Origin of the sequence: Streptomyces sp. M-16 (genome assembly GCF_052114405.1) — a bacterium.
Taxonomy (GTDB): Bacteria; Actinomycetota; Actinomycetes; order Streptomycetales; family Streptomycetaceae; genus Streptomyces.
On the sequence record NZ_JBFRER010000031.1, the window covers coordinates 1 to 16,692 of the forward strand.

General features: G+C 69.6%; 19 protein-coding genes and 4 pseudogenes. 14 read left to right on the forward strand and 9 right to left on the reverse strand.

All coding sequences use genetic code 11. The features are described from left to right. Positions 1 to 253: 253 nt before the first annotated feature. Together AB4039_RS16520 and AB4039_RS16525 are read right to left on the reverse strand one after the other, a co-directional pair. On the reverse strand, positions 254 to 781 hold the full coding sequence (locus tag AB4039_RS16520) for a GNAT family N-acetyltransferase (protein WP_266845347.1): 528 nt from the start codon (positions 779 to 781) through the stop codon (positions 254 to 256). Between the two features lie 187 nt (positions 782 to 968). Next, positions 969 to 1,106: pseudogene (locus AB4039_RS16525) on the reverse strand (SDR family NAD(P)-dependent oxidoreductase); the annotation flags it as partial. Positions 1,107 to 1,247: 141 nt separating this feature from the next. Here AB4039_RS16525 and AB4039_RS16530 point away from each other — a divergent pair. Together AB4039_RS16530 and AB4039_RS16535 are read left to right on the forward strand one after the other, a co-directional pair. After that, positions 1,248 to 1,763, forward strand: a complete 516-nt coding sequence (locus tag AB4039_RS16530) for a winged helix-turn-helix domain-containing protein (RefSeq protein ID WP_442271054.1) — start codon at positions 1,248 to 1,250, stop codon at positions 1,761 to 1,763. Then, positions 1,760 to 2,350: an IS630 family transposase gene (locus tag AB4039_RS16535; RefSeq protein ID WP_442271055.1), complete on the forward strand. Its 591-nt coding sequence runs from the start codon at positions 1,760 to 1,762 to the stop codon at positions 2,348 to 2,350. The genes AB4039_RS16530 and AB4039_RS16535 overlap by 4 nt, the downstream gene beginning before the upstream one ends. Here the strand turns inward: AB4039_RS16535 and AB4039_RS16540 are convergent. The 4 genes from AB4039_RS16540 to AB4039_RS16555 form a co-directional block, all read right to left on the reverse strand. Continuing rightward, on the reverse strand, positions 2,344 to 2,799 hold the full coding sequence (locus tag AB4039_RS16540) for a hypothetical protein (protein ID WP_442271056.1): 456 nt from the start codon (positions 2,797 to 2,799) through the stop codon (positions 2,344 to 2,346). The genes AB4039_RS16535 and AB4039_RS16540 overlap by 7 nt on opposite strands. 77 nt (positions 2,800 to 2,876) lie before the next feature. Further along, entirely contained in the window at positions 2,877 to 2,960 is an 84-nt protein-coding gene (locus AB4039_RS16545; RefSeq protein WP_442271102.1) for a hypothetical protein, read from the reverse strand. After that, positions 2,942 to 3,979: an RCC1 domain-containing protein gene (locus tag AB4039_RS16550; protein ID WP_442271057.1), complete on the reverse strand. Its 1,038-nt coding sequence runs from the start codon at positions 3,977 to 3,979 to the stop codon at positions 2,942 to 2,944. Before AB4039_RS16550 ends, AB4039_RS16545 begins: the two co-directional genes overlap by 19 nt. A gap of 965 nt (positions 3,980 to 4,944) precedes the next feature. After that, the gene (locus tag AB4039_RS16555) at positions 4,945 to 5,277 is read right to left on the reverse strand and encodes a hypothetical protein (protein ID WP_442271058.1); all 333 of its coding nucleotides are present in this window, start codon (positions 5,275 to 5,277) and stop codon (positions 4,945 to 4,947) included. Positions 5,278 to 5,485: 208 nt separating this feature from the next. Here AB4039_RS16555 and AB4039_RS16560 point away from each other — a divergent pair, with 208 nt between their 5' ends. Together AB4039_RS16560 and AB4039_RS16565 are read left to right on the forward strand one after the other, a co-directional pair. Beyond that, positions 5,486 to 6,031: a YcxB family protein gene (locus tag AB4039_RS16560; protein WP_442271059.1), complete on the forward strand. Its 546-nt coding sequence runs from the start codon at positions 5,486 to 5,488 to the stop codon at positions 6,029 to 6,031. Positions 6,032 to 6,187: 156 nt separating this feature from the next. Continuing rightward, positions 6,188 to 6,313, forward strand: a complete 126-nt coding sequence (locus AB4039_RS16565; protein WP_442271060.1) for a hypothetical protein — start codon at positions 6,188 to 6,190, stop codon at positions 6,311 to 6,313. Positions 6,314 to 7,039: 726 nt separating this feature from the next. Here AB4039_RS16565 and AB4039_RS16570 read toward each other — a convergent pair. After that, the gene (locus AB4039_RS16570; RefSeq protein ID WP_442271061.1) at positions 7,040 to 7,321 is read right to left on the reverse strand and encodes a hypothetical protein; all 282 of its coding nucleotides are present in this window, start codon (positions 7,319 to 7,321) and stop codon (positions 7,040 to 7,042) included. A gap of 103 nt (positions 7,322 to 7,424) precedes the next feature. Between AB4039_RS16570 and AB4039_RS16575 the strand changes: the two genes are divergently transcribed. Then, complete coding sequence (locus tag AB4039_RS16575) at positions 7,425 to 8,039, forward strand: PadR family transcriptional regulator (protein ID WP_442271062.1); 615 nt, start codon at positions 7,425 to 7,427, stop codon at positions 8,037 to 8,039. Beyond that, on the forward strand, positions 8,036 to 9,589 hold the full coding sequence (locus tag AB4039_RS16580; RefSeq protein WP_442271063.1) for an FAD-dependent monooxygenase: 1,554 nt from the start codon (positions 8,036 to 8,038) through the stop codon (positions 9,587 to 9,589). The genes AB4039_RS16575 and AB4039_RS16580 overlap by 4 nt, the downstream gene beginning before the upstream one ends. Before the next feature lie 271 nt (positions 9,590 to 9,860). On the opposite strand, the pseudogene AB4039_RS16585 reads toward AB4039_RS16580, so the two are convergent. Then, positions 9,861 to 10,299 (reverse strand): annotated as a pseudogene (locus AB4039_RS16585) (transposase); the annotation flags it as partial. 81 nt (positions 10,300 to 10,380) lie between these two features. After that, positions 10,381 to 10,766 (reverse strand): annotated as a pseudogene (locus AB4039_RS16590) (TetR family transcriptional regulator C-terminal domain-containing protein). Between the two features lie 6 nt (positions 10,767 to 10,772). Here AB4039_RS16590 and AB4039_RS16595 point away from each other — a divergent pair. The 8 genes and pseudogenes from AB4039_RS16595 to AB4039_RS16630 form a co-directional block, all read left to right on the forward strand. Then, positions 10,773 to 11,138, forward strand: a pseudogene (locus AB4039_RS16595) (FAD-dependent oxidoreductase); the annotation flags it as partial. A gap of 484 nt (positions 11,139 to 11,622) precedes the next feature. Further along, positions 11,623 to 11,886 (forward strand): hypothetical protein, encoded by a 264-nt coding sequence (locus AB4039_RS16600; protein WP_442271064.1) that lies wholly within the window; start codon positions 11,623 to 11,625, stop codon positions 11,884 to 11,886. A 394-nt stretch (positions 11,887 to 12,280) separates the two neighbouring features. Continuing rightward, positions 12,281 to 12,598: a hypothetical protein gene (locus AB4039_RS16605; protein ID WP_442271065.1), complete on the forward strand. Its 318-nt coding sequence runs from the start codon at positions 12,281 to 12,283 to the stop codon at positions 12,596 to 12,598. After that, complete coding sequence (locus tag AB4039_RS16610; RefSeq protein ID WP_442271066.1) at positions 12,553 to 13,572, forward strand: ice-binding family protein; 1,020 nt, start codon at positions 12,553 to 12,555, stop codon at positions 13,570 to 13,572. Before AB4039_RS16605 ends, AB4039_RS16610 begins: the two co-directional genes overlap by 46 nt. 112 nt (positions 13,573 to 13,684) lie before the next feature. Continuing rightward, positions 13,685 to 14,428: a DUF5819 family protein gene (locus AB4039_RS16615; protein WP_266846369.1), complete on the forward strand. Its 744-nt coding sequence runs from the start codon at positions 13,685 to 13,687 to the stop codon at positions 14,426 to 14,428. Continuing rightward, complete coding sequence (locus tag AB4039_RS16620; protein ID WP_266846370.1) at positions 14,418 to 15,590, forward strand: HTTM domain-containing protein; 1,173 nt, start codon at positions 14,418 to 14,420, stop codon at positions 15,588 to 15,590. The genes AB4039_RS16615 and AB4039_RS16620 overlap by 11 nt, the downstream gene beginning before the upstream one ends. A gap of 232 nt (positions 15,591 to 15,822) precedes the next feature. Next, positions 15,823 to 16,050 carry a hypothetical protein gene (locus AB4039_RS16625; RefSeq protein WP_442271103.1) on the forward strand — a complete coding sequence of 76 codons (228 nt, stop codon included), beginning with the start codon at positions 15,823 to 15,825 and terminating at the stop codon, positions 16,048 to 16,050. 108 nt (positions 16,051 to 16,158) lie between these two features. Beyond that, positions 16,159 to 16,521 (forward strand): YceI family protein, encoded by a 363-nt coding sequence (locus AB4039_RS16630; protein WP_442271067.1) that lies wholly within the window; start codon positions 16,159 to 16,161, stop codon positions 16,519 to 16,521. The last annotated feature ends 171 nt before the right edge of the window (positions 16,522 to 16,692 follow it).

A 16,692-nucleotide genomic window follows, 5' to 3' on the forward strand; every position in this document is an offset into this window, starting at 1 on the left:
GCCGGGGCCGGGGCCGGGGCCGGGGCCGGGGCCGGGGCCGGGGCACGCTCCCCGGTGACGCCGAGGAAGTCCAGCCCGGAGACGTGGTTGACCATCCCGTACCAGAGCATCGGGTCCCCGGCCACGTCACGAGCCCTGCCGACCGGACACCCGGCGGGCAGGCCCCGCCAGCCCCACATGCCCTGACGAGCCCGCCGCGACCGATCCGCCGATCACGGGAGCGGAGCCGCTTGCTCGTCACTGACCCACTCTCCTAGCGGGAGCCGCTGCGGAAACCCGGATAGCCCAGGATGAGGACCTTCTCCGCCGGGTTCCGGACGTAGGGGATCACCTTCCCGGTGTCCTCGAAGCCGAGCCGCCGGTAGAAGGCCAGCGCGCGCCCGTTGTTCTCGTTGACGCCGAGGGTCAGCCGCCGGGCGTCGGTGTGCTCGCGCGCGTGGCGGATGGCCGCGTGCACGAGTTCTGCGGCGGGGCCGGCGGTGCCGCGATGAGCCGGGGCGACGTAGACGGAACGGACGCACAGGGTGTCGGGGACGTCGGGGACGGGTTCGACCCCGGCGACCCCCACCCAGTTCCCGGTCTGGTCACGGACCGTGAAGGTGGTGCGTTCCCGGGTGGCGGCCTCGGCGGCGGCCTGTTGCTGCCAGTAGCGGTCCGGACGGGCGGCGGTGTCCTCGTAGGAGAGGTTGAAGGCCTCAGGGGAGTCGCGGAGCGCTTCCAGCGTGATCTCGCGGAGTTCCCGCCACTCCTCGGCGGTGATACGGCGAACGACGTAGTGCATGCGCCGAGCCTGGCACGGTCGCCGCAGGGCGGGATCACACGTGAGGATGATCTTCGCTCCGGACCTCCCCCGTGGTGGGGAGGCCACGCGACAGGCGGATCAGAGCCTTCCCGGCGGTTGTGTCCGGCGCGGTTGTGTCCGGCTGGTGGAGGAGCACTGCCGAGGATCGGGAGGCTCGTGATGGCCGAGAGATCACCCGGACCCCCTGGGCCCGCAGCCGCTTGGAGAGGATCTCGGCGAACCCTGCCTGGGCGCTCTTGGCCGCGTAGAAGGCGTCGTGTGCTTCCGAGCGGTGATGACCGGCCGTTCCGCAGGCGGAGACCATGTTTTGCCACTGCTACGGCACCGGGCGGGCGCATCCCCTATGGGAGGTGGAGGCCGAGGAGCCTGAGAGCCTGGGCAAGCCTTACTGATCTTTTCGTAAGTTCGGTGGGTGTGGTGGCGGTGTGGGTGGGAGGCTGTCGGGGTGGCTTATCGACCTTCCCCTTCGGCTGCCGGCTCCTCCCTTCCTCCGTTGTCGCGGCCTCAGTTGGCGGAGGCGCGTCGTGTTCGGGCAGCCGAGTTGTTCGAGGACGGTGTCTCGAATGCGGAGATCGCGAGGGCGGTGGGGGTGTGTGCCGAGAGTGTGCGGCGTTGGCGGCGGGTGTGGGAGCAAGGCGATGCTTCGGCCCTGCGGCGACGGGCAGCCACCGGACGGCCGCCCAAGCTGGACGACACCCAGGTCGAGACGGTCCGGGCCGCGTTGGAGCACGGTGCCCAGGCGCATGGTTTCGAGGCCGACCTGTGGACCCTGGAACGAGTCGGCGCGGTCGTCACCCGTTCAACGGGGGTGGTGTTGTCGAGGGCGTCGGTGTGGCGGCTGCTGACCGGCCGGCTCGGATGGAGCCTGCAACGGCCCGAGCGGCGGGCGGTCGAGCGGGACGAGTCGGAGATCGCCCGCTGGATCGCGCACGAGTGGCCGCGCATCAAAAAGGGGCCGTGAACACACGTGCCTGGATCGTCTCCCTCGACGAATCAGGCGTCTCCCTGCTCCCTCAGATCCGCCGCACCTACTCGCCCCGAGGCCGGACTCCGCTCCTGCGGCACCGCCTGAACTGGAAGCGCGCCTCGATGGCCGGGGCCTTGGGTTACCACTCCACCGACCCCGATCGAGGGGCCCGCCTGTGCTTCCGCCTCAAGCCCGGCAGCTACGACACCGCCGCCCTCATCGAGGTCCTGGAGCAGATGAAGGTGTTCTACCGCGGCGAGCGAGTGGTCCTGGTCTGGGACGGCCTTTCCGCCCACTGGAGCCGGGCGATGCGGGCCTGGGCCGCCGACCAGGACTGGCTCACCCTGGAGCGATTACCCGCCTACGCTCCCGAGCTGAACCCGGTGGAGCTGCTGTGGTCCTCACTCAAGAAGCGTGAACTCGCCAATCTGGCCGGCGACCACCTCGCCGATGTCGCCGACGCCACCGAGCACGGGATCCACCGCATCCACACCAACCCCCGACTGCCATGGTCATTCCTCGCCCATATCGGCCTGACCATCCACCCGCCACACCCACCGAACTTACGAAAAGATCAGTAAGGCAGCTGGTCCAGGAACCAGGTGGAGAGTTCCTCGGTGACCAGGGTGTGCATCTCGCTCTGGGAGGCGAACTTGACGGCGTGGAAGGGCGTCTCTTCCAGGTCCTCGTCCCTGATCGGGGTGTAGAGGTCGTCGTGAGTGGCCGGCTCGCGTACGGCGATGGCGCTGACGGCCGGGACGAAGCAGTGCTCGCGGATCGGGTTGCTGACGCGGAAGCCCAGCACGGCCGGGAGTTCGTTCAGCTTGTCGGCGAGGATGCCTAAGCCGGGCAGGGTGCCGCCGGGTGCGCCGTCGATGTCGGGCAGTCCGTTGGTGAGGACCTCGCGGTTGGGGGTGGTGAGGACGCGGGGGTTGGCGACGACCTGGCTCTCGCCCTCGGACTGGGTGCGCAGTTTTGTGCCGGAGACGGCGGCTCCGTCCCCGATGAGGGCGTCGGCCCCGGCAGCCACGTCGTTGCGTGGAGCGTTAAGGGAGTCGGCAGGGTCGGGAGGCGTTCTGCACCCCGACCCTGGCTGGTGCTGGTGTGTCAGTTGGCCAGGCTGAAGTCGCCGCCGATCGGTGCGGCGATCTTGTCGACACCGGTCAGGGACGTCAGGGTGGTGACCGGGATACTGCTGTCTGTGCGGGTGTTGTTGCCGAGCTGGCCGGAGCCGTTGGCGCCCCAGGAGCGCTCCGTGCCGTCGCCGAGCAGGGCGATGGTGGTTCACGGCCGCCGGCCACGAGCTGGACGCCGGTCAGACCGGGTACCGGGGCGGGAGTGATCCGGTAGTCCGTGGTGCCGTCACCGAGCTGGCCGGAGGTGTTCTGGCCCCAGGCGTGGAGGCTCTTGTCGCCGCCGGTGACGGCCATGCTGTGGCTGGCGCCCGCTGCGATGTGCGAGACCTCGCCGGACCAGGTGTCCTGGGTCTTGACCGGCGTGGAGCGGTTGATGGTGCTGTTGTCTCCGAGCTGGCCGGTGGCGTTGTGGCCCCAGGCCATGACCGCGCCGCCATTGCCGGGCGGCCCGACGAGGGCGAGGTTGTGGTTGGCGCCGGCGGCGATCCGGGTGAGGCCGGTCAGACCGCTCACCGGGGCGGCCACGTTCCTGCTCGCCGAGCTGCCGTCGCCGAGCTGACCGTTGATGTTGTAGCCCCAGGCCCAGACCGTGCCGTCCTCGCGCAGCGCCAGGCTGTGGTTGAGCCCTGCGGCGATCGCGATGACCTTGGTCAAGCCTTCTACCTGCACCGGCACGCTGCTGTCGGATTTGGTGCCGTTGCCGAGCTGCCCGTAGTTGTTGCACCCCCAGGCGACCACGGTCTGGTCGGCGCGCAGGGCCAGACTGCGCGATCCGCCTGCCGCGATCTCGGTGGCGTCGGACAGGCTGACGACCTGGCCGGGAGCATTGTGCTTGAACACCGAGCCGTCGCCGAGCTGGCCAGACTTGTTCTCGCCCCAGGACTGCACGGTCCCGTCGGTCAGCAGCGCTAGTCCGTGACCGGAGGCCGAGCCGCTGCCGCCGACCGCGATCTTCACCACCTCGTTGCTGGTGAGTCCGAGCACTGTGGCGGCGGTGGGACAGAAGTCGCTCCAGGCGCCGTTGCCGAGTTGTCCGGCCCGGTTGTCGCCCCAGGACTTCAGCCTCTTCTCCACGTGATGCCTTCCCGATCGGTAACGAGAGCGTGGAGCGCGGGCTTGAGGCGACTGTGGTCGCCCTTCGAGTTACCCCCGCGCGCACGGTTACCGTATGTGCTCAAAGAGTCACGTCTCGTCATGACTGGTTCCTGAAGAAGGTCTGGGTGGACCGGGAGCAAACGCCGACGTTCTTGCGCAGCCCGAGCCAAGATCGTTCACGGAATGTGTGCCAGAACCCAAACTCGCGAACAAAGCCACCCGGTCGTAGTCGTCCGGGCCGTCACCTGTGCAGATACCGCCCTCGCAGTCCAGGCGCTCGCAGTGGTCGACTGGTGGAAGGCGCGGGCCGGTTCCGGCGTTCTGGGGGCCGACCGCGGGACCGGCACGGACAGGGGCACGCCTGCGAATCCGGCCCGGATGTCCGCGAAGGAGCGTCCCTCCCAGCTTTTGCACGTGTCCCAGCCCCGTCCGCCGGGGAGGGTTCCCGGGCAGTCGTACATGTGCGTCTCGGGGTCGATGTCCATCTCAGCTCTCCTGGCAGGTAGGCCCGCTGATCCTCGCGCGCTCCGTGACGGCGGCCAGGGCGGTGGGCGAGGCGGTGGGGGACGTGAAGCTTGCCCTGTTCCCTGCGCCACGCGACCACCGCGCCCCAGCCGAAGGCCGGGTTCGTCCGCGTGCCGCCTGCCGGAGCGGGGAAGCCGGGCAGGCGGCGGCGCCAGGACGTGACGGCCGCGCGGCTCACCCCGATCCGGCCGACCTCCGCGAGCCGCACCGTGTCCTCGCCTTCAACGACCGGCGCCGGGGCCGCGAGCGGGGAGCGCCGGCCCGGCCCGGTACGGCGGACCTCCTCCCAGTCCACCTCCGGCCGCACCGCATCCAGCAGCGCTACATCCTCGGCCGAGTAGAGCGGGACCAGACCACGCCCCCGTTCGCCTTTCCCCAGTCCACCTGCGCCGTGGCGACCGAAGACAGATAACCGAGCCTCACCAAGTGATCGAAGTCGTCCTGCGGACGCCGAGGCGCCGGGCGGCCTGGTCCGGGCCGGGGGGGACGTGCCGGTCGAGGAGGGCCGGCAGGTCCCTGCGGCGGCCGAGGGCGGCCACCTGGTCCGGGTGGACGTCAGGAAACTCCGTGTCCCCGCCGAGGCGGATCAGCAGGCCAGCGCGGACAAGGTGGCCGATCGCCGCCGCGGTCACCCGCGGTCGGCACCGCAACGGCTGCCCCAGGGCCTGCGTCAGCCGGTCCGCCGGCACCCCGGCACCGAGCGGCCCCCGAAGGGCCGCGCGGACCTGCTCCGGGTCGGCGGCCTCCACCACCGCCCGCGACCACCGCCACGGGCCCGCGTCCGCCTCCGGACCAGGCCCGACCCGACCGCCCGCCGCCAGGCCGCCAGGCCGCCAGGGTCCGCCTGTGGCTCCGCGGCGTTCTCGTGCACTCCAATGCACGTAGTCCGTAGCGCTGCTGACCGCCGCACCGCGCCTCCCATATCCGGGGGGAGGGAGCGGAACGCTATGCTCCGCCCATGTGAACGACAACGAGATAGACCTGCGCCCGGACGTCCCGGCCGCGGGCGAAGTGCTGCGGTTCAGGGGACAGGCGGACAAGAGCGAGCTCCGTGCGGCCCTCCAGGCGGCTGGAGTGTTCCGCCGGACGCGGTTGTTCGGCGTGGCGGGGGCGCTGGCCATCGCGCTGCTGGGCGTGGGCCTCAGCGCCGACGGCTATACGGTCGACTTCCCCTTCCTGGCCGCAGCGGTCGCGTATGGAGCAACGATCTGGCTGCTGACGCCCCGTCGGACCGTCTCCCGCACGCTCAAGGCCGCCCAGGCGCACGGTGAGATGGAGTACGCCGTCGACGACGGCGGCATCACGGTCAGCTGCGCCGGCGGCGAGCAGGGGCGCGTGTCCTGGGAGGAGCTGAAGCGGTTCCACGAGACGCCCGAGGTCTACGTCGTCGTGGGCAGGTCCGGCTGGAAGACCTGCTTCTTCGTCCTGCCCAAGAGGCTGATGCCCGCGCCGGGCCAGGCCGAACTGGTCGGCTCCCTGCTCGGCTCACGACTGGGGTGGGCCTGAGGACGGCGTCCCGGAACGTGGCCGCCCACAGGCTGCGATGACCAGCAGGGGTCGCGCCGGGGCGGTACGCGCGGCCAGGCCGCAGCGGAGGGGCGTAGCCGGCCCGCCCGCCCGCGCTGCGGGCGCCGGCGGGGAGTCAGCTGGTAGGTGTGCTTGATGTGCGTCCAGGCCCTGGTGTACGCGCACCAGAACGCCCGAGACGAGGGTGCCCACTGGTCCGGGGACTGGTCGCCCTTCGACCGGTTCGACGCCGCCGCGACCGCGAGCAGCTGCGGCCCCTGAAGGTCGTTGGCGAATGCCTTGCGCTTGGGGGTGTCCCAGGTGCCGGCGCCCGACCGCCAGGCATTGGCCAAAGGCACCATGTGGCCGGCATCGACCTGCGAGGCCGAAGACAGGGTCTTGCCGTCATACGGGCTGACCAAGTGCCCGTGACGGCGCGGCACTGATCGTCACGCACGACCCGCAGCCGGCGATCAGGGAGCGCTGAGGCGCGCCTCGTTTGACGGCTACTCCTGGTCGCCCCTTCGCTGGATGCACCCCGTGAACACGGACCTCCCTGCGGCCCTGGCCGTCTTCCCCAACACCCTCGGCCGCCTGCACCGCCAGGACTCGTGTGGGAAAGAGGCAGCCCACAAGCCACAGGTCAGGACCTGACAGCGGGTCTCGGACCGCAAGGACGGCGCCGCTGTGGAGCACAACCCCGCGGCGGCTCTGTCGTGGTCGCTCGCCCGCGCGTTGGTTCAGTGCCCGGGGCCAGATCCCGGGCCGCCCCCGGCGGTTGGCATAGTCCTGGAAGCGGGCGCAGGCCGGGGAGGGGGTGATCAGGGGCGGGGCGAATCGGGCCGGCGAAGGCACCGCCGTCCCTACACACGCGTCACGCCTTCTACCCGCGAAACGACACGCACCTGCACCAAGCGGACGACACCTCCTCCCCTGCCAGCCCAGCTCAGAACACCGCAACGCGGTGAACGTCGCTGCCGCCAGCCGATGCAGAATTCATGACGCCCCTCAGTCGGTGGGGTATCGGGCGACGAGGGCGGGTTCGTAGACGACGGTGGTGGTGGGGCAGTCCTCGGCGAGACCGAGGAGGGCCTGGCGCTCGTTCTCGTCGACGGCCTGGTCCCAGCGCAGCTTCGTGCCGACCCAGGTCGCGGCGTAGGACAGTACCTCCAGGCGGCGTCCGCGTTCCTCGTACGGGAGGGCGGTCAGCTCCATCCCGTTGGCCTGGAGGTACGTCGAAGGCTCGGCGCAGTCCGCGTCGAGCCAATGTTGCAGTCGTCGTCGCCGCACCTGCTTCCAGGGCTCACACCCTTGCACTCAGCATCTCTGGGGATATGCTCGGATCCGAGTAATCGCATCCGAGCAGTCTGCCGTGTCAACACACTGGAGTTCCATGCCCGCCCGTGAACCCCACGCCGTCCAGAAGCCCCCGAAGCGCCCCGCCAACGCCCTCGCCCTCGCCGTACTCGGGTTGCTGCTGGAGCAGCCGATGCATCCCCATGCCATGGCCAGCGCGCTCCGCGAACGCGGCATGGAGCGCGCGTTCAAGCTGACGACCGGATCGCTCTACGACACCGTCCGCGCGCTCACGCGGGACGGGTGGATCGAGGCGGACGGCACCGAGCAGGTCGGCAACCGTCCGGCCCGCACCGTCTACCGCCACACCCCCGCCGGGCGGGACGGCTTCACCGACTGGCTCGACGAGCTGATCCGAGAGCCCTCACCCGAGTACCCGCGGTTCCTCTCCGCCGTCGGGTACCTCGGCGCGCTGGGCCGTGTCCGTGCGGCGGGGGCGCTGCGGGAGCGGGCCGCCGCGCTACGGGAGCGGATCGCGCAGGACGCCGAGGGCTACCGCGCGGCCCGCGAGGAGCACAACGCGCCGCGCCTGTTCGTCATCGAGGCCGAGTACGCCGCGGCCATGGCGCAGGCCGAGCTGGCGTGGGCGGAGCGCATCGCCGACGAGATCGAGCGCGGGACGCTGACGTGGCCGGAAGGGGGCGGGCGATGAGTGACACCGCGTCGAAGGACGAGGTCGTCGACGTTCTGATCGTCGGTGCCGGGCCTGCCGGGCTGGCGCTCGGCGGGGAGTTGGGGCGGGCAGGAGTGCGGGCGCTGGTCCTGGAGCGGGAGCCCGAACCGCCGGGCTTCTGCCGCGGGTTCAACCTCAACGCCCGGAGCCTGGAGCTGCTCGACCGCCGTGGCCTGGCCGCCGGCTTCCTCGCGGAGGGACCGACCGTGCAGACGACGGTGTTCGTCGGTGCGTCCCGCCTCGACCTCGCCGCCATGCGCACGAAACACCCCTACACCCTCGGCATCCCCCAGACCCGCGTGGAGGAACTGCTCGCCGAGTGGGCCGTGGGGTCAGGCGCGCGCCTCGTCCGCGGTCGGCGCCTCACCGGGCTGCGCCAGGACGGTGAGGGCGTGACGGTCGAGGTGGACGGGGCCGAGGGCCCGTCCATCGTGCGCTGCCGGTGGCTGGTCGGCTGCGACGGGGGCCGCAGCACGGTGCGGAAGGCGGCCGGGATCGGGTTCCCCGGGACGCCCGCGCGGAAGTTCACCCTGCTCGGGGACGTGGTGCTCGCCGACCCGTCGGCCGTCTCGTTCGGCCCCAATGCCGGGCCCGGCGGCCGCTCGGTGTTCGCGATCCCGCGCCCCGGTTACGTCCGTCTCGTCACCGCCGACCCGGCACCGCCCGCGGACCCGTACGAGCCGGTGCCGCTCGACTCCTTCCAGCGCGCGGTCGAGGCCGCGTTGGGACACCAGGCCGACATCGCCGAGGCGCTGTGGCTGACCCGGTTCGGGGACGCGGCGCGGCTCGCCGAGCAGTTCCGGGCAGGCCGCGTGCTGCTCGCCGGGGACGCCGCGCACATCCACCCCCCGGCCGGCGCCATCGGCGTCAACGCGGCGATCGACGACGCCGTCAACCTGGGCTGGAAGCTAGCCCTGGTGGCGCGAGGGCAGGCGCCGGACACGCTGCTCGACACCTACCACGACGAGCGCCACGCGGCCGGCAAGCGTCTGCTCCGCAACACCCGCGCGCAGGCGGTGCTCGCCCCGGCGGACGGAGACGACGACCACCTGGCGCCCGTACGCGATCTGCTCGCCGAGCTGGCCGAGCCCGGGGACACGGCCGGGCCGTTGGCCGAGATGATCACCGCTGTCGACACCCGCTACCCCTCCTCCGGAGACCCCGCACACCCGTGGGCGGGACGGATGGTGCCGGACATCCCGGTGGGCCCGGACGGCGAGGACAGCCTCACGGGACTGCTGACCCGCTCGGCCGGCGGCGCACTGCTGCTCGACGGCTCGGCGGGCTCGCACGCCCTCTCCGCCGCCGCCCGTCCATGGGCGGACCGGGTCACCACCGCCCGTACCCACTCGCACGCCCTGGAGCGCGCTCACGCGGTCCTCGTCCGTCCGGACGGGCACGCAGCATGGATCGGCGCACCGTCAGTACCTGTGGACGCGGCCGCGGAGGAGCTGCGGGAGACCCTGGCGCACTGGTTCGGGCGCCCGGAGGCACTCGTCGACGGTCTCCCGAGGACCGGCCACCGCTGAGCGGGCGTGGCCCTTCCGGCTCGCCGGTGACACGATGGCTGAGGCTGGGGCGAGGCCGAGAAGCGCGCCATCGACACCGCGTACGGCACCACCGCTGAGACGAGCAGGCTCGGCACGCTGCACACGCTGTACGCCCTATACGCGCTGTACGCGGAGAACAGCTCGGAAGGCTGAGCCTTGCCGGGCCGCGCGGGTCGGACAAGATCCGGAAGAGGCGGCTTACTGAGCATTTCAGAATGAGGTTCGGAGGCGCCGCAAACAGATGATGCTTGTCGTAGTCGTAGCCTCGGTCGGCGAACAGCCGCCGCGGCCGGTGACGGGGTCGGCCGACCAGGCCGCGGATACGGGGGATGCTGTCCAGCAGCGGCATTAGCTGGGTGACGTCGTGCCGGTTTCCGCTGGTCAGCGACACCGCGAGAGGCGTTCCGTGCCGGCCGGGGATCAGGAGGTGCTTGCTGCCAGGCCGGGCGCGGTCGACCGGCGAAGGTCCCGTGTGAGCCCCCCCTTTCAGGGCCCGGACGTGAGAGCCGTCGATCGCGGCGTCGTCCATGTCCAGCAGACCCGCCTTGCGGAGTTCTGCGAGGAGGATGACGTGCAGGTGGGGCCAGACGCCGGCTTCGGTCCAGTCCCGCGCGCCGCCAGCACGTCACCCCGCTGCAGCCGATCGTCTCGGTCGGCACGTCCGCCCAGGTCACACCCGTGCGCAGGACTTACTGATCGTTTCAGAATGAGGACGTGGGTGGCGGAGGCGGGCTGCAGGCCGGTTCGAGCAGGACCGTGGATGCCTGGGTCTAACGCAGGGCGGAGGCGACCAGGCCTTCGAGGGCCTCGCGCGGTACTTCGCCGCCGCTGACCAGCCGGTCGAAGATCAGCCCGTCGATGCAGGTCAGCAGGATGTGAGTGCGATTCTCGGCGTCCGGCACGCCGTGCACGGTGAGGAACAGTCGGACGGCCTGGCGTCCGGCGTTCTCGCGGGGTACGAGGATCTCACGCAGCTCAGGGTCACGCACGCTCTCAACGGCGCAGGCGTAGCGGGCCGGCGAGGCGGCGGCCCTCGCCGGTGAGTCGCTGTCGGGTGAAGCTCCGCCTGGTCGAGTTGGACCAGGTGCGTGACGAGTCCGATGAGCAGCGCGGCTCGGGTGCGGAAGGAGGCCGACGGGAGGGTGCGTCGGTCCACACGGCAGTGGTGGTCGGAGGGGGCATCGGCGGGCTGGCCACCGCGATCAGCCTGCGCTGTATCGGATGGGAAGTAACAGCCGTCGAGCGCGCCCATGCTTCACTGGGCGAACTCGGCGTCGGCGAGGCGGTACGGGACGCCTCGCGAGGCCAGTACAGCGGCGGCACTCGCACGCCATAAGGCGGTTGGCTGGCCCRCATGGACGGCTTGGTGCTGGAGAAAGCGGTGGGCACGCCGATCATGGGCATCCGCCGCTCCACCTTGCACCGCCTGCTTCGCAACTACCTGCCCGCCGAGGCACTGCTGATCGGTTGCGAGGCGGCCTCGGTCGAGCAGATCGACCCCGGGACGGTTCGAGTCGGCTGCGGCGATGTGTGGCCGTAGGCGGGGCGCGACTCGGATCAGTTCAACTGCGGTAGGACCCTGGCGTGGTGCCGAAGGCGGCGCCGTCGCCAAAGGGCTGTTCTACCTGCTGATCAATGGCGTCGCCGTGTTCGTTCGTCGCCCTGGTGTACCTGGTCCGGCACATCCGGCTCTCCGGCCGGCACCACCGTACGCTCCGCTGACAAGGCTCCCGATGGCCCTGGCGGCTCGGGGGGCAGGTCATGACGCTGCCTCCGATCAGCTGGATCGCCCGGCTGGTTCACCGGGTCGTGGCCCTGAACCGGCACCGCTTACCGAGCGACACGGTGGCCTGATCCCTGCTTGCTCATCTGCGGTCTGCCATGCGTGATGGCGCCTGACAATGAACCCTTCAGCGTCTGAAGGTGACTCCGTGACCGTGGTCACCGTCTGCGGCGGGGAGATCGTCGCCGTGCGATCCCAGGGCTCTACCGACCACTGAGATGTCGTCGCGGTGACTGCGTTCCGAGCGCTCGAGCCGGTCCGGCGCCTGCAGCTGGTGCTCTGTGCGCCGAAGCGGATGTCACGTTCCTGGCCGACGGTGGAGGTGATCTTCTCCGTGCCGGCAGGTGACGATGGTCTTCTTCTCCTGCTCGACGTACGGGGTGAGCGCGTGGATGCCGCGCTGGGCGGCGCGCGAGATCAGCCGCCGGGTGCCGCCGGAGATGCAGGATCGCTCGCCAGCCGCTTGCGGATGGACTCATTCTCGATCTGGTGAACGATATCTGAATGCTTCCGATTCTGCCCTCAGGGTCATGTGAATGTACGGAAAGTGGATCGGCGCGCCCGTCCTGCAGCAAGTTGCTGAGATCACCCGCCTGGCGGCGCTTCGAATGTGTGGCGGGTTTGGGTGCATTGCTGAGGTGGGTGGATCCGCCTCGCGTGAGTTAACCATGCCCCATCCGCCCGAGGGAATGTCGGATGATAGGCGTGGTAAGTTTCGGTATTCTCATTTCACTTCGCGGTGCTGAATGTGTTTATAAGGCACCCTCTTTCCCGCTGTCTGTTTTTGACGCGCGGTTATTGCTCCGTAATATGCGGCGACAACAAGGCTTCCCGGGTGATCGGTAGGGCCCGGTACGCCACGGCCCCCCACAGGAAATGGCCTCTTGATGAAGCTGAAAATCCAAGCGGCTCAGCGCCGCACTCTGTCCGGCTGGCTGGCCTCGGCCGTCGCCGTCACGGTTGCCGCTGTCATGGTCGCCGGATTGCCGACGCAGGCCCTGGCCATCGCGACTGCCGTGCCTCTGGGCACCACCGCCAGCTACTCCGTTCTGGCAGGTCAGGGAGTCACCAACACCGGCCCCACGGTGATCGACCACGACCTCGGGACGCACCCGAACCCGGCCATCACCGGATTCCCGCCCGGCCTGGTCCTCGGTCCGTGCACCCTGCGGATGCTCAGGCCCTCCAGGCCAAGAGCGATCTGATCATCGCGTACAACAACGCGGCCGGCCAGGCCGAGGACTTCGACCTTCCGGCGGCCATCGGTTCGGGAACGTCCGGTCCCACGGAGCTGATTCCGGGCGTCTACACGAGGGACCCCGCCGGCAGTGTCGGACTCACCGGGGACCTGGTCCTGAATGCCGGGGGGAACCCCAACGCCGTCTGGGTGTTCCAGATTCCTGCAGCCCTGACGACGGCAACCTCCAGCCGGATCCTCCTCACGAACGGCGCTTCGCCGTGCAACGTGTTCTGGCAGATCGGGAGTTCGGCCGAACTCAACACCAACACCACCTTCGTGGGCACCATCATGGCCCTGACCTCGATCTTCCTGCGAACGGGGACGAACATCGAGGGCCGGGCGCTGGCCCGTAACGGCGAAGTGACGATGGACAACAACCGGATCTTCCTCGGCGGGTGCGCCACCGGCGGGACGACCACGGGCACGACCACCGGTACGACGACCGGAACGACCACTGTCGGCACGACGACCGGCGCGACCGCCGGAACGCCGACCCCCGGATCGACGACCGGTACGACCGTGGGTCTGATCGGTGGTGGCCTCCTGGGCGGACCGATCGTCGACCTCGTGTCTGGTGGTACCTCGGGGAACATCGCCGGAAACACCTCCGGAAACACCTCGGGCAACACGGCCGGGAACACGGCTGGCGGGAACACGACCGGTGGGAACACCATCGGCGGGACGATCACCGGTGGGAACGTCACTGGTGGCCACGGCGGTCAGCCCGGTGGCCCGGACCACGGCGGCAGGCCGGGAGATGACCACGGTGGGCCGGAGGGCGGGCCGGGCCATTGGCACGACGAGGGACCTGGTAAGCCGGACCACGACCACGACCACGACCACGGCCACGGCCACGGCCACGACGGGAAGCCCGGCGACCACTACGGCTACGGCAACAAGCCCGAAGGCCACGAGGGTCACCAAGGCCACGAGGGCTAGGCAGCAGGCTGCACGAAGCCCGTTCATCGAATGACGGCGCGCGGCGGGATCCTCATCGAATCCGCCGCGCGCCGTAGGTGAGAGTCGCAGAGACCTCAGGCGAACAGCAGACATGAGAAAGACCGGGTGGGTCGCGGTGTCGAGCGGAATTGAATCTGCGGGCGTGAAGGAACTTCATCAGTCCGATTCCGGTCCGGTCCCCCGACAGCATCATGACGAAGCGGCCGTTCCGGGCAAGCAGCTCATAAGAGTGCGCGCAGTGAAAGCAGGGCTGCGCACCGCCGTAGCCCTCTGCCTGCTGACGACACTGGTCCACGCTGTCTTGGTGTTCCTTCACGTGGCCCCCGCCAACCCTGTATCGAAGCGGTACAGCTCACAGATCAACGGGTGGGTGTACCCGCTCTTCGAACAGAACTGGCGGCTCTTCGCCCCGGACCCCGACTCCTTCAACCGGAAAATCCTGGCGAGGACCGCACATACCGACTCCGATGGATCGGTGAGGGTAACCCCCTGGCTCGACCTGGCTGCCGTGGACAATTCCGCAGTCGATCACAATGTTTTTCCAAGCCATACATCTCAAAACCTTCTGCGCCGCGCCTGGACCTCCTATGTCGAGACACACGGAGGAAGCGACACGGCACGCTCGGAACGGGCCGTGATGTTGCAGAAGTACCTGCGCAACATCGCCGCGGACCGCGTCGCTGCCCACAACGACGGCGGCACCTTCGACTTCATTCAGCTTCGGGTCGTCACACTGCCCGTCGCCGCGCCCGGCACAGCAGCCGGGAACCGCCCGCCGGCACCCACCGAGGACCGGCTCCTGCCCTGGTGGAAGGTGACCTCCCATGGGAAATGAGCAGATCCCCCAGCCCCCTTCCACGACCGCCACGCCGCACCGACCTGCGGCCCAAGAGACTTCGCTCGCCGGCGCGGCCCACCAGTGGATCCTCGACCGGATCGCCGCACTGTGGGCACTACTCACCGACCGGCCCATGTCCCTGTACGCCGCGTCGGTGCTGCGCATCGGCTACGGACTGCTCTACCTGATCTTCCTGCTGCGCGAGTTCCCGCACCGTGACGAGATCTGGGGCCCCGACTCCCCGTGGACACCGGCGCTCGCACGACAGCTCTTCGACCAGACGGGCTGGAACAGCGCCCTGGTCCTGTCCGACAGCCGCGCCTACTTCGAACTCTGCTACGTGACGGCCCTCCTCACGTCCGCGTTGTTCATGCTGGGCTGGCGGACCCGCGCCATGTCCATCCTCTTCGCCGTCGTGGTGACCTCGTTCCATGCCAGATCGATCTTCATGACGGACGGGGGCGACAACCTGATCCTGCTGATGGCCCTCTACCTCGTCCTCACCGCCTGCGGCCGGCGCTGGTCCCTGGACGCACGCAGAAACCGGCTCAGGGCGGCACGTGCGGAGAGTGCGCCGGAGCCGGTGAGGAGCGTCTACGCACGGCAACTCCTTGACGCTCGCATCACCTTGACCACGGTGGTGCACAACTGCGGCATCCTCGTCATCGCGGCACAGGTCTGCTTCCTCTACGGATCGGCCGGCCTGTACAAGGTCCAGGGCCCGACCTGGGGCGGCGGCACCGCTCTCCACTACGCGCTGAACCTCGAACTCTTCCAGCCCTGGCCTGCGCTCTCCCACCTCGTGGACGGGTACCCGATGGTGATCGCGATCGCCGGCTACGGGACGGTGCTCTTGCAGGTCGCCTTCCCGTTCGTGCTCTTCGGCAGGCTCAAGTACCCCGTCCTGACCGTGCTGCTGGGCATGCACATCGGCATCGCGGTGCTCCTGGGACTGCCTCTCTTCTCCGGCGCGATGATCATTGCGGACGCCGTGTTCCTTCCCGACCGCTTCTACGCCTTCCTGCCTCACCTGTGGCGACGCGCAGCACGGCGCACGGGGATGTGGCGGTCGGCACCCGGCCGAGGGGCAGGATCCGCATCGGTACCTCCACAGGGCAGAACCGGCGAACCCAGCTCCAAGCGTCGAGTCGGCGCCTGAGGAGCCGTTGCCCTATCGAGCACGGTGGGTGTGAGTTCGAGTGTGGTTGCCCGGTGCCCGCGAACTTTCCCGCCTGGGACCGCGTCCACGCTTCCATCCGACGCTGGCGGACAAAGGCCTGACAGCCGAGTTCCGCGACCGGCTGCGCGACCGGATCCGTGAAGCGGCCGGCCGCGACCGGGAGCCGACGGCAGGCGTCATCGACTCCCAGTCGGTGAATGGCGCCGCCTCGGTGCCAGCCGCGACCAGGGGCTTCGACGGCGGCAAGACAGTCAACGGCCGCAAGCGCCACATCGTGGTGGACGCCCTCGGACTGCTACTGCATCAGCGGCGATCCGGGCGAAGGATTCCGCCTGCTCGTGCTCTCCGACAGTCTCCAGACAGGCGGCGAGCATCCCAGGGGCCCAAGGCATGCCGGCCTCACAGGCACGCCGCAGCAACGGCCGCGCCGAGGGCCTGAGCGAGCACCGGTGACGCACCACGAGCACGTCGGTCCCCAGGGCTGCCGTACGCGCTCCGTGACCGCCATCGGATCCGTCCTGGTTGAAGGGGCAAGTCAGGGGCGCACATGACCATGACCAAATGGTTCTTCGAGTCCGGTCATACTGCGGCGGAGTTCCGCGCCAGGCACATGATGGTCACCTACGTGCGCGGGCAGCTCAAGAACGTGCACGGCCTGCTGGAGGTCGATCCCGACGAGCCGGAGAAGGCGCGCGTCGAGGCGACGGTCGACGCGACCGAGGTGTACACCGGTCAGCCCCAGCGCGACGCCCACCTCCGCAGTGCCGATTTCTTCGACGTCGAGCACCACCCGACCTGGACGTTCGTCGGGTCGCGCATTCAATCAGTGAGCGGAACCGAGTTCGAGGTGACCGGAGATCCCACGGTACGCGGCGTGACGCGCCCCGTAACCTTCGACGTCACTTACTGATCGTTTCAGATGGTGCCCAGGCAACGGAGGCAGATGAGGCAGCAGGCCCGTTCGAGCACGCCCTGGTGGAGGTCTGCCTGTCGTTCGTAGCGGGTGCGGAGCCGTGGGCAATGCTGGGTCGGGTCCCCGAGATAGTCACCAACAAATATCGGTTGTGAACAGCTGCACAGT

What these genes read in the sequence shown, in the direction of transcription:
- AB4039_RS16520 (WP_266845347.1), bottom strand. Translation starts at nt 781, where the DNA reads ATGCACTACGTCGTTCGCCGTATCACCGCCGAGGAGTGGCGGGAACTC.
- AB4039_RS16565 (WP_442271060.1), top strand. Translation starts at nt 6,188, where the DNA reads ATGTGCGTCCAGGCCCTGGTGTACGCGCACCAGAACGCCCGAGACGAG.
- AB4039_RS16575 (WP_442271062.1), top strand. Translation starts at nt 7,425, where the DNA reads ATGCCCGCCCGTGAACCCCACGCCGTCCAGAAGCCCCCGAAGCGCCCC.
- AB4039_RS16580 (WP_442271063.1), top strand. Translation starts at nt 8,036, where the DNA reads ATGAGTGACACCGCGTCGAAGGACGAGGTCGTCGACGTTCTGATCGTC.
- AB4039_RS16605 (WP_442271065.1), top strand. Translation starts at nt 12,281, where the DNA reads ATGAAGCTGAAAATCCAAGCGGCTCAGCGCCGCACTCTGTCCGGCTGG.
- AB4039_RS16615 (WP_266846369.1), top strand. Translation starts at nt 13,685, where the DNA reads ATGAGAAAGACCGGGTGGGTCGCGGTGTCGAGCGGAATTGAATCTGCG.
- AB4039_RS16620 (WP_266846370.1), top strand. Translation starts at nt 14,418, where the DNA reads ATGGGAAATGAGCAGATCCCCCAGCCCCCTTCCACGACCGCCACGCCG.
- AB4039_RS16630 (WP_442271067.1), top strand. Translation starts at nt 16,159, where the DNA reads ATGACCATGACCAAATGGTTCTTCGAGTCCGGTCATACTGCGGCGGAG.